At 33.5% G+C, this 12,318-nt stretch carries 12 protein-coding genes; 1 reads left to right on the top strand and 11 read right to left on the bottom strand.

The annotated features are described in order from the left end of the window. Positions 1–33: 33 nt before the first annotated feature. The gene (locus tag QZ138_RS09010; RefSeq protein ID WP_292888745.1) at positions 34–387 is read right to left on the bottom strand and encodes a hypothetical protein; all 354 of its coding nucleotides are present in this window, start codon (positions 385–387) and stop codon (positions 34–36) included. 121 nt (positions 388–508) lie between these two features. On the opposite strand from QZ138_RS09010, the gene QZ138_RS09005 reads away from it, so the two are divergent. Next, on the top strand, positions 509–1,390 hold the full coding sequence (locus tag QZ138_RS09005; RefSeq protein ID WP_292888722.1) for a CPBP family intramembrane glutamic endopeptidase: 882 nt from the start codon (positions 509–511) through the stop codon (positions 1,388–1,390). 409 nt (positions 1,391–1,799) lie between these two features. On the opposite strand, the gene QZ138_RS09000 is transcribed toward QZ138_RS09005, so the two are convergent. The 10 genes from QZ138_RS09000 to QZ138_RS08955 form a co-directional block, all read right to left on the bottom strand. Beyond that, positions 1,800–3,221: a hypothetical protein gene (locus QZ138_RS09000; RefSeq protein ID WP_292888721.1), complete on the bottom strand. Its 1,422-nt coding sequence runs from the start codon at positions 3,219–3,221 to the stop codon at positions 1,800–1,802. Positions 3,222–3,862: 641 nt separating this feature from the next. Then, positions 3,863–5,758 (bottom strand): ABC transporter transmembrane domain-containing protein, encoded by a 1,896-nt coding sequence (locus QZ138_RS08995; protein WP_292888720.1) that lies wholly within the window; start codon positions 5,756–5,758, stop codon positions 3,863–3,865. 380 nt (positions 5,759–6,138) lie between these two features. Then, complete coding sequence (locus tag QZ138_RS08990) at positions 6,139–7,527, bottom strand: DHA2 family efflux MFS transporter permease subunit (protein ID WP_292888719.1); 1,389 nt, start codon at positions 7,525–7,527, stop codon at positions 6,139–6,141. Positions 7,528–8,026: 499 nt separating this feature from the next. Next, on the bottom strand, positions 8,027–8,995 hold the full coding sequence (locus QZ138_RS08985) for an alpha/beta hydrolase (protein WP_292888718.1): 969 nt from the start codon (positions 8,993–8,995) through the stop codon (positions 8,027–8,029). A gap of 37 nt (positions 8,996–9,032) precedes the next feature. Beyond that, positions 9,033–9,470 carry a cyclophilin-like fold protein gene (locus QZ138_RS08980; RefSeq protein WP_292888717.1) on the bottom strand — a complete coding sequence of 146 codons (438 nt, stop codon included), beginning with the start codon at positions 9,468–9,470 and terminating at the stop codon, positions 9,033–9,035. Positions 9,471–9,485: 15 nt separating this feature from the next. After that, entirely contained in the window at positions 9,486–9,875 is a 390-nt protein-coding gene (locus QZ138_RS08975; protein ID WP_292888716.1) for a helix-turn-helix domain-containing protein, read from the bottom strand. A gap of 102 nt (positions 9,876–9,977) precedes the next feature. Continuing rightward, on the bottom strand, positions 9,978–10,112 hold the full coding sequence (locus QZ138_RS08970) for a hypothetical protein (protein WP_292888715.1): 135 nt from the start codon (positions 10,110–10,112) through the stop codon (positions 9,978–9,980). 288 nt (positions 10,113–10,400) lie between these two features. Then, a complete protein-coding gene (gene pdxT, locus QZ138_RS08965) occupies positions 10,401–10,991 on the bottom strand; it encodes a pyridoxal 5'-phosphate synthase glutaminase subunit PdxT (RefSeq protein ID WP_292876359.1) in 591 nt (196 codons plus the stop codon). A 38-nt stretch (positions 10,992–11,029) separates the two neighbouring features. Next, positions 11,030–11,914, bottom strand: a complete 885-nt coding sequence (pdxS, locus tag QZ138_RS08960; RefSeq protein ID WP_292876362.1) for a pyridoxal 5'-phosphate synthase lyase subunit PdxS — start codon at positions 11,912–11,914, stop codon at positions 11,030–11,032. Positions 11,915–12,099: 185 nt separating this feature from the next. Further along, positions 12,100–12,318 (bottom strand): zinc ribbon domain-containing protein (locus tag QZ138_RS08955; protein WP_292888714.1); only part of this gene is annotated, 219 nt, incomplete at its 5' end.

Genomic DNA, 12,318 nt, shown 5'->3' with positions numbered 1-12,318 from the left:
GTTAAAAAAAAAGAATAATAGCTAACTTTAACGTTAACTACTGTACAAATCTGTAAATATCCAGCTTGGATCATATGCTATGAGGTATCCATCTTCACACCAGATTGATTTTACATTTCCTGAAGTTATGTCTGCTACTGCAGCAGGATCACGGTTAATCCATTTTCCTCCAGTATGTTTTTTATGTCTTAATCTTAATCTGATGTGACCGGTTCCTGAGACTCGGCATTTGACATGGACAAACTGCACATCATAACCTAATGATTTAGCTATTCTGTAATATACTTGTCCCCAGTCAACACAATTGGAACCTTTACTGGATTTAGCATCTGTTATTGTTTTCTTGTCTGTTTTTTGTGAATCGAAATACTTGAGATATAATTTAATATTTGGCAGTCACTGAAATTCTTGAAAAATCAGATTTTATCCAACTAATAATTTTCACAAAACATCTATAAAACATATTATTCCTATAACATTATATGCAAATAAATAGAAATATGTCCATATGACAGTTAAAGAGATTTCAGAATATATAACATTTCCAAGAACTTTTGAAAAATACAGATGGTACAAGCCTATACTTGTTTTCATAATAGGTGCAATAATATATTTAATACTCAGCCTAATATTAATTGCCGTTTTCTCTGCAATATGTGGAGAAAACATTATGGCCCAACTCCTGCATGGAGGATATGAAGTCATGAACTCCGAGATAGGCGAAATCTATTCTCATTTGGCAATAGCCATCATGATTCCATCTTTGTACCTTGCAACTAAAATTGTTAAGGACAGACCGTTTTCCTCATACTCCTCTTCACGTGGAGGATGGAACACCCAACTCTACCTCAAGGCATTTATAATACCGTTTATTTTATTCCTTGTCGTTGGAATTATTGAACACGCAATACTGGGTAATGTGGGAAATTATCATTTTACAATACTGTTTTTTATAATCCTCCTAATTGTAGTGCCGCTACAATGTATTGCTGAAGAATACGTATACCGTGGACTTCTTATGCAAACATTAGGATCATGGTTTAACATACCATTATTGGCAGTGATTCTCCAAGCCATAATCTTTGGATTCACCCACGGATACAATGGTATAGGAAACATTGGGATAATAATTTCAGGTTTAGTAATGGGATTTTTAGCATGGAAAGCCAATGGTCTGGAAGTCAGTTCCGCATTCCATACTGCTAATAACTTATCCTTCAGCTTACTGGTCATGTTCGGAATTCAATCCTCAACCTCAACAATAGTAATGTCTGATTTAATAATTTCAACCATGAGTACTGTAATTTTTGGTATCTTACTTTATTACATCGGAAAGAGAAGCAACTGGTTTGGTGAGATTCCGGAAACCCCTCGGGAGGATGATTCTTAAATTGAGATACATCATCCATCTTTTAATCGATGGCTTTGAATATAATTGTCGCAAGGATATTTTACTAGTTGTCTGATAAGTCGGAGTGATTGCTCACTCCTTTCTTCTCACAACGGCTGGTGTCAGTTTCCAAGCCAAAGCAAATTTATTCTATATGAATAGGGTTCGAAAAATAAGTTTTGAATTGGTGATGGTAGGTGTTATGTTAATCAACTTACAATAGAATTAATTTAGGGGCCTGAATTTTTTTGGTTAAAATTCGGCTTAATTCATTTTATTTTTCTTATTTTTCATATTAATTTTTGATGGTTTGTAAAAATACATCGTAATAATTATTTATTTTATTAAAAAAGGTCTTAATAGGCTCTGTCTAAAATTGTCATGATGTAGCATCAATTTTTTGGTTGATTCAGAGATTTTGTAAGTTGTTTTTTTCATTGAATAAAACATTTCTTTCTATCCATCTGATTTTTTGCAGTCTTATCCATCTTATTAGTCCTTCTCTTGTTCGATATATTCTTTTTATATGGCTAGGCAGCGTTATTTTGAAGTATCCTTCGATTTTGTTGTTTGTTCTGGGTATTTGTGGGTTTTTGTGGTATTCTATTGTTTTGTCGAATTTTTTGTTTAGGTTTTTTAGGAATTTTTGTGTATTGTCATCAAATTGGTCTAGTTGGTGATATATTGTTCTAAATCTTCTTATTGCTGCTTTTGGAGTGTCTGTATCATAAATATTGGCTATTCTTTCGTTGATTCGTTCCTGTTCTTTTAGTTCTATTCTTTTTTGTTTTAATTCATTTCTGTATTTTCTGTTATCTTTCATTAATTTTTTTCGCTTTTTGATTCTTTTTGTCCTTGTTGTCTCTTTTTTTGATACTCTGTTGGGCATTCCTTTGCTGTATTCTTTTAGTTTTGTTATTCTTTCTTCGTTTTCTTTTATTTTTCTTTCCAGTGCTCGTATTCTTCTTTTTATTTTGTTGATTTTTTTGTAAGATTTGTGGTTGTGGTATTTGATGACGTGGAATATGCAGAGTTGGTGTTTTATGCAAATTCGTTCAATTATTAGTGGATAGATTACATTGCCATCAGTTATTAGTACTTTTTTAGGTAATCCGTCTAAGGAGTATTTTAGAAAGATTTCCACAAATTCTTGATCAAAATCTTCTTGATAAATTACTTGATTATTAATTATTAAGTTTGTTACTGCATCAATGATGGCTAATCGGACTGTTTTTATTCCATTTTCGTGCAAGAATTCTTCATCGTAGTGATATATCCCGCTGGGTTCGATTTTTGTTTCTTTTAGGAGTTTTTGAAGGTTTTCTTCTTTTTGTGTGATGAATGTTGTATCATATGTTGATTCGTGATAATATACTGTTTGACGGTTTAATCTTATTCCATTTTCGAATTTGATTATTTCTGCTTTCTTTTGATAGGATAAATAGGCAATGGATTCATATTCTAGTGATTTTTCGCAAATTGCACGGGTGTAATTGGAGTATCTTTTTATGAAATTTTCCAAACTTGTGAAATGTGTTTTTCCACATTCTGGACAGATATACTGTTTTTTACGTATGCCTCCCCATTTGTTAGGTTTAGCTGGCCTCGAACCATTACTGTTCATCGAAATATTACATTTGGGACACAATGGCCTTTCATATTCATAATAAACAATTTCTGTATAATAATCACCATAATACTCCTGGAAAAAGCCCAAATCATCAGGACTGATTAGATTACACACATTTAACTGTTCAGATTCAATAAAATACAAAGGTTTATTTAAAATGTCAACAATATTATAACTTGTAAAGGGGTTTATTGAGAGCATATATAATAATATACCCTTTACATTATTTATATACTTCTATTTTTAAAATAACCAAACCTAACCACTCAAAAATAGTATAACTTGATATTCACCAAGTTACAAAAATATCCGCATACAATCAACTTGTTTAATATAAAAATAGAACCATTCCATCAGAATAAAACTTCATCAAAAAACATTAAATTTAACTAACCGCAAAATACGATTTAATCAATTCAAAAAGTAAACAATAATCCATTTCAAATATGGAGAATTAAAATATCCCTAAAATTAATACAACAATATAACAACTCATGATTAATCAAATAAAGCATAGGCCATCATGACAATTTTAGACAGAGCCAAATTCTATTGTATTTTTACAAACACCACTCAATTACCATGATAAAATTAAAAAACAATGAAAATTAGAAGGAATTTGAATTAAAAAAATTCAGACCCCTAAAAGAATTATAAAAAAAGGTTTTATTCACATTGTGTTAAATCAATTGCCTGTGAAGATGTCTGTCCAATGGAAATCCCAACCCAAAGAGCAATTTCAAAAATGAACAGAAAATCCGTATGGAGAATCTGGCAACTCCTAAATCTTGATTGAAACCCGAACAAACATGTTTGCATGTAAAAATCACACATGAAATTAATTAATCTTTTTGATAGTCAATAATCGCGAATAACCTTTTGATGCTTGAAAATGCAGTTTCAATAGAAGCCATTGAAGTGCTTAGTTTCTTAATAGGTTTTGTCATTAATTGCCCATACATAATAATCGCCAATAGGGTTCCCAGCTGTATCTCATTTACTGATAAAAGGTAAACCCCTGCAATATAAACAGTTATATTACTTACATTTGTTAAGAATGTTGTAATAGGCTCCATAAAATTAGTGATGTTTCTGGATTTTATATAATTGTCAATTACAGTTTTATTGATTTTTTTAAACCCTTTTTCATGGAATGAATGGCGATTTGACAGTCCTCTTTCAAAATAGCTCATCAATCGGCCCAACTGCTTTTGATGACCATCATAATGGGCTCTAGATTTAACGTCACATATATAAAAGCAGATGGCATAAACCGGTAATATAACCAGATATATCAAGCTTAATCTAACATCTGTCATCAACATCAATACCGCTACAAGGACTATCGATATGATTTGCGCAAAAATTTCAGAAATGCGGGAAGAGACGAACTCCCTGATGTTCATCACGTCATTATTCAATCTGGATAGAATCTGACCCTTTGAATTTTCCTGAATGAACCCTGAACCGATAAGGTCAATCTTGTCAAATAAGTTCATTCTTAAATTATAGGCAACCTTTTCACCGATAACTCCCATGATTCTCTTTGGAGGCAACTTAAACAGATACCCTACAGAATATAATACCAGCAACAAGGCAAGATTAGTGTAGATGGCAACATCGTTAGATGAATTCACATTAGAACCCAATAAATCAACCGTCTTTCCTGCAACTTTAGGAGCATAAACCATACACAATGTAGATGCGGTAAGTAAAATCATTGATATTATTGTTTTGGCCTTATCGTCTTTCAATATTCTGCGGAATTTTTGAATGAGGTCCTTTCTTTCAGCCCATATGCCCTTATCCCCACAATCAATATCTTCCTCAACAATTTCTATTTCTTTTGGATTATCAGTTGCGTTATCAGATTTTATGATTTTATCTTCAATATTCAGGACTTCCTCTAAACGCACGGAAGTGGCATATGCACGTGGCCACCTATCAATTAACGCTGGAACAAATGTCAAGGTAGAAACGAAGTAGGCGACATATATCAGAATAATAAATGAATCAATTATGCTGTCGGTTTCAAAGCCAATGCTGTATCCGGAATTAATCATTGCGAATGTAATCAGAACAATAGTATATAAACCCCACAATAATACCGGCCCGAGGTAATACTGACTTAAGATATACTTAACGTTTTTATCATAGGAATTCTCACATGCCTTTTCAAATTCAGCTTCATACTCCTGTTTTTTAAATGGAATCCTGCAGGCAATATCAGTGATTTTAGACAGAAACATCAGGTTTAACTTCCCATATGTCTTTTTAGCTCTGAAAAATATTTTTACAATTTGTTTCATTCTAAAAATTACAAGCAGGGCAATAACGCCAACAAATGACAGGAAGAATATCGCATAAGTCCCATCAATCAATGCTATTTCATATATAATTGCTGTGAGCGTAACTGGAATCAGCATTAACTGTGTGAGTATTATCACTATAAATCCCTGTTCTGAGGACATCCCTCTGGTTGACCGTGTGGTTAGTCCGGAAATTTTAAATTTGGCAATTTCCTCATCAGGCAAGTTCATTAGAATATGAAAGATTTTCTCACGGACAGTATATGCAGCTTTTGAAGCCACCCTTGTTGAGAGAAAAGAGACAGCATAAATGGCAATCATCACAAAGGCCGTATACACTAACATGTATAATCCGGATTTGAAAAGCAAGTCTATTTTCTGTTCTTTAACTCCAGTTAAAGCAGTGCCGAACAAATCAATTATTTCCATTTGAAAAAATGTCTGAATAATGAGTAATGCAAAAATGATTATTATTGTTTTCCATTGGAATTTTAATGCAACACTCAAAAACTTTTTCATAATACTAATTTAGTTTTAAAGTAAAAAATATTTTCCCTCACTGCGCCACGAATATATCTCGTATGAATTAAGAAGAAAAATTTAGCCATTGCATTAATATTTTGTTGTAATCAATATAGGTTGGTTCATTGACTTCCTTTACAACATCACTATCTTTAACATCACCAATCCTCCACAGTAGGTATGGCCTAAGAATCTCCGGCTCATACAAGCTGTAGAGGTTCAATTATCCCATAGTTACAGTAACATTTGGCAACAACAAACAAGGTTAAATCAAAATCTGAATTATCTTAACCATCTACAGTGTCACTTTTATTTTTTATGCCGAATACTGTTATTATTAATAATATTATCGTAATTATTATCATCATTAAGGAAGTTAAACTGAATGAATTGACAGAAATCTGATTATGAGTAATTTTTCCATTTGCCAATATCTGCATTATCACGACTGTAATGGATGAACCTATAGCCCCTATAACCTGCCTTACAGTGTTGTTGATTGCCGTTGCATCTTCAACATCCCCTGCTACAACACTCATTGCCCATGTAATGGCCGGTGACAGACCGAGTCCGCAACCGATTCCCCTGATTATCTGAGTAATTAACAGATATTCGAATGAGGAATTCATATTATAATTCATCATGGCGGCAAAACAAATTATATTTAAAACTGATGAAGCTATTAAAACAGGCTTTATTCCAATTTTATCTGCCAATACCGGACCAATGAAGTTAAACACTATCATAATTATTGCTGCAGGGAACAATATGAGTCCAGATTCTGTTGAAGAGTAATATGCTACGTTTTGAACAAATAAAGGCACAACTACATTGATTCCACACATTATAAAGTAGAGCAATGCTGCAAAAACAGTCCCATATACAAAATACTTATTTTTCAGCACATTCAAGTTGACCAACGGTTTTTCAATCTTATTTTGGCGATTGACAAACATTATTAATGAAATTGCTCCGACAACAATTGGTAAAATTACATGAGTTAAACTGAATCCAAACTCTGCAACATTTGAAAATCCAATCATCAGCCCCACGCAAAACAGTATTGACAATATCAATGAAGGAACATCCAATGGATACTTTTCTGTTTCAAGCTCGAAGTTTACTAAAAGCATTGACAAAATTAAGATTGCTACAGCAATTATTGCCAGGAATTCAAAAATAACTCTCCAGTTATATAAATCGACAATGAATCCACCAATTGTCGGTCCCATTGCAGGCACAATTCCAACAAGGAATCCCATTAAGCCCATGAAAAATCCCCATTTTTCCTCAGGCATTATCCTGAAAATTAATATCTGACCTATTGGTATTAAAATACCTGTTCCCATAGCTTCCAGGATTCTACCAACAATCAGCATTTCAATGCCTGTTGATAAAAAACAAATCACTGATCCCATTATGAACAATATGAGAGAGGTTATCAATATTGTTTTAATTTTAAATCTTTTTGTAATATATGCTGTTGGAGGAATCATTACTCCAAGCACCAATAGAAATACTGAATATGTCCATTGCGCAGTTGCTGAAGATACTGCAAAATCATCCATATAATAAGGTAAACTTGTTGTTACAATACTTTGTGAGATTAATGTAACTGCAGAAGCCATGATAAGTATAATCAGGGTTATTAATCCACTTTTATTTTCAAATTCCATGATAAGTGTTCCATAATTTGTTGTCAATTAATAATTTATACATTTTACATTAAATATTTTAACAATTAGCCCAGTTATTGAACAACAGTGAGAAAAAAAGATACTTTTATATCTATTCCCAACTGCACAAATGCTAAAGAACAAAAATATAACAGTCCAAATGCATTAATTTAAAATAATCTTTGTTGTGAATCAACATAGCTGGGTTCATTACCCTCTTTTACAACATCACTCTCATCAATCTCACCGATCAGCAAGGGCGAATCAGGATTATGCAATTTTTGATTCTTTTTAACTAGCTTTATGTTACTGTTGGCATAACACACTTTAAATTATACACTACTTTTAGTTAAACTTGTTTTATACAATACACCTAATTCTTGTTAAAAAATTAAAATTAATTGCATGTTTGCATAATAGTAACGAAATTATCCTATTAATAATAGTGAAATTTTTCTTGAAACAAAAAAAGAAAATAATAGTTACTTTTTAAAGTAACTTACAAGTTTTCATTGAAAAATTCTGCAATCTTTTCAAAGGGAATTACATCAGTTTTATAGTACAAATCCGTGTGAACCGCATCAGGAATAATCATTAGCTCCTTATTGTCCCCAGTCAATTTTGCAAATTCATCCTCTGAGAAATATCTGGAATGTGCATTTTCCCCATGAATCATTAAAATTGGTGTTCTGATTTCATCAGAATAAGCTATAATCGGCTGAGATATGAATGACATGCATCCTATTACATTCCATCCATCATTTGAACCCGGAGATCTTGGATGGTATCCCAACGGTTCAATGTAAAAGTCATGATAATCCTTTACAAATTGTGGCAGGTCATCAGTCACTTCTTTTATGACCCCACCGGCTTTTGCATATTCTCCATTTTTAAAGTCTTCGGTTCTCTGATTGTTTAGGGCAACTTTCATTTCATATCTTGCATTGGCATTATCATCAGCATCATAATACCCCTTTGCAGTAATGCGAGTCATATTATACATTGTTGAGGTGACTGTTGCTTTAATACGGGTATCAAGGGACGCAGCATTTAATGCCATTCCTCCCCATCCGCAGATTCCACAAATTCCGACCCTGTCACTGTCAACATCATCTGATGTGACAAGATAGTCAACTGCAGCCTGGAAATCTTCAGTGTTGATGTCTGGAGATGCCATATCACGAGGCTCACCTGAGCTTTCACCGGTAAATGATGGATCAAAAGCTATTGTCAAAAATCCCCTTTCAGCCAATGTTTGCGCATAGAGACCTGAAACCTGCTCTTTTACAGCACCGAATGGTCCTGCGCATGCAATAGCAGGCAATTTTTCCTTAGAATCTTTTGGTTTGTATAAATCTGCAACCAAAGTGATTCCATACCTATTTCTGAATGTTACCTTTTCATGGTCTACATTATCGCTTTTGGGAAAAACCTTATCCCATTCTTTTGTCATCTCAATATTTTCCATAATAACACCTTTTCATATTATTTGATGAAATTTATAATTATTTTAAACTTAACTCCAATGTAACATCACCGGACCCCAGAACTTCCTTTAGCTTATTGGAGCCAACATTATCTATTTTACCCAGTTTTGTATAGCTCCATGAATGGGAACCATAAAACAAGGATATTTTGTCTCCCTGATACAATACAATATCCCCCGGAGCGGTACCAATATTTTCATCACTTGTTGGAAGTGAAAAGCCTAAATCTCCCACTTTTTCAAAACCACCATACTCCGATGCATTAACTGTGACATTTCCTTTTTTCAGTTCTTTAACCAGTTCCTGTGTGGCGGAATTGTTTTCCAATTTAACATCAAATACCTCATCATTGATTTTGACTTTAACTAAATAATCCATGCTGTCATCCCCGCTAACCGCAGTACAGGCAATTAAACCCAATATAATTATTAAACAGGATTTTTTAATAAAAGACATTGTATCGCCTCAAAATTATAAATTAAGAATATGAATATACTTTTCTTTTATGAAGATGATTTCTTCATTCGTGTAAAAATCTCCCTCATGGGCATCCAAAGCAAAAATGATTAATTCATACAATACCTTATTTAGTTTCATTCCTTTTGAAGTTAAGAAATATTCCGTTTCATGATTATTAATCTTTTTTTCAATTAGATTGTTGTTTTCCATTGATTTAAGGCATCTTGCAAGAGATTTATTGTCTAGATTTGGACGATTTTCCTGAAATTGTGAAAAACGCTTTTTTCCCAAAAACAAATCTTTTAAAATGTAAAAAGTCCATTTATTGCTTATGGATTTAATTGCACTGCCCACAATGTTTCTTTCAAATTGATTGCCATACAATTTTTCTTCAAGAGCCATGAAAAAATATTTGTTCATTAATATTTTAATAGTTATAGTGGCAAAAATGCCACAAATTCAGACATCTAGATAAAAGCAAAAGAAGGATTTAAAAAACAATTATTAGAATAATCTAGTCTGATCATCAATAAAGCTGGGTTCATTAACCTCTTTTACAACATCGCCATCATTAACATCCCCAATCAGCAACGGTGAATCTGGATCATGCAACTTCTGGTTCCTTTTGACCAACTTCATGTTGCTGTTGGCATAATAACATTAAATTTATAATCTCTTCTAATTAAATTTCATCACCCAACAAGAAATCTAAGATATTCATATTTCGTATTCCTCTCTTGACATATTAAACTCATCAATGGATATTATATATTTTTGGATAATTGTCCTTAACCAGAATCATGGGAGGAATTCCCTTTCAATTGTTTCTTCATGAAAAACCTATATGGATAAGTATAAGTTAACAAATTTTAAAAAATTAAAATTGTTGCATTATAAGTTTACAATTTGATTAACTTCTAAAAGCAGTCAATGGTTCAGACTTGTTAAAACTTCTTCAATGAAATATTCATGAATTAAAGTGTCCTCTGTTAATTCTGGATGAAATGAAATTGCAATGTTGTGTCCTTGCTGAATGGCTATTATTTCACCATCAAATTCTGACAATATCTTAATATCATTTTTGGACCCATCATAAGATTCAAGTGCCGGTGCTCTAATAAACACACCAGAATACTTTTGATTTAATATTTCAATTTCCGCTTCAAATGAATCCTTCTGCCTCCCATATGTATTTCTTTTAACAGTTATGTCCATAAGTTCAAGTAGCGGCTGGTTGAAATCTGTTTTTTTGCCAAGAAGCACCATTCCAGCACAAGTTCCAAAGACAGGAATATTATTTTCTTTAATAACTTTATCAATACCCCTTTCCTTAATGAGCTTGCCAATTACAGTACTTTCCCCACCGGATATGATTAATCCATCACATTTTTCAACATCATCACTGTATCTTACTTCTTCCACTTCTATATCGAGTTTTAAGTTTTCAACGGTTTTTCTTGTCATGTCAAAGTGTTCTGAAACTGCACCCTGAAGATTTAGGATTCCGATTTTTACCATCTAAGCACCTTAAAAAATAATTAAAAATATGAGGAATTTTAAATTCCCCTGTCCTGCATTCTGTCGGATTCGCTCAAAGTTGACATTTCCAGACCTTTCATGGCTTCGCCCAATCCTTTGGATACTTCCGCCAATACTTCAGGCTTGTCGTAATTTGCAGTTGCTTCAACTATTGCTTTTGCAAATGCTTCAGGATTGTTTGACTTGAATATTCCTGATCCCACAAAAATGCCGTCGGAACCTAACTGCATCATGAGTGATGCGTCAGCAGGTGTTGCAATTCCTCCTGCAGCAAAGTTGACAACAGGTAATTTGCCCAATTCTGCAGTTTGCTTTACAAGTTCAATTGGAGCTTCGATGTTTCGCGCATATTTCCAGAGTTCCTCTTCCTCCATTCCATGTATTGTTCTGATTTCTCCCATCACCATTCTCATGTGGCGAACTGCTTCTACAATGTTTCCTGTTCCAGGTTCTCCTTTGGTACGAATCATAGCTGCACCTTCGTCAATTCTCCTTAGTGCTTCACCAAGGTTACGTGCACCACATACGAATGGTATTGTAAATTCCTTTTTGTTAATGTGATATTCTTCATCTGCAGGTGTCAACACTTCACTTTCATCAATCATGTCAACTCCTAGGGTTTCCAATATTTGCGCTTCTGCAATATGGCCTATTCTTGCCTTTGCCATTACAGGGATGGATACTGCATCAACCACCTCTTCAACAATTGTTGGATCAGCCATTCTGGCCACTCCCCCAGCTGCACGAATGTCTGCAGGTACCTTCTCAAGTGCCATTACTGCCACCGCCCCTGCATCTTCTGCAATTGAAGCCTGTTCTGCATTCACTACGTCCATAATGACTCCGCCTTTTGTCATTTTTGCGAAACCTTCTTTTAGTACTTTTGTTCCTTTTTCTACCATTTTTTTGTTCTCCTATTTCTGAATTGCATGAAGGGTATATATTAAAAGGGCTCCCTAAAACGTTAATATAACAATAGTTATAATAACAATTATTAGTATATATTTTATCTATTTATATTTTTATCTATTTGAACCACCCCACCCTTAAAGAGGGTGGGGATTCCTGAATTTTTTCATTTGATTGGTTAATTTAAATGTTTTTTCAGGCCATCCCCGTTGAACCAGCGATTTAGTATATTAATTGCGGCGTTTATGTCTCTATCATGTGTTTTTCCGCAGTTTGTGCATTTCCATTTGCGTGTTTTGACTTTTAACTCTTTTTTTATGTGTCCGCAGTGGTGACATGTTCTGCTTGTGTTATGGCTTTTTACGAATTGTACGCCGTCTGCTTCGGGTTTGTAGAG

This window comes from Methanobrevibacter sp. UBA212 (genome assembly GCF_905233225.1).
Lineage (GTDB): Archaea > Methanobacteriota > Methanobacteria > Methanobacteriales > Methanobacteriaceae > Methanocatella.
This window is presented reverse-complemented; position numbering and strand designations above follow the sequence as displayed.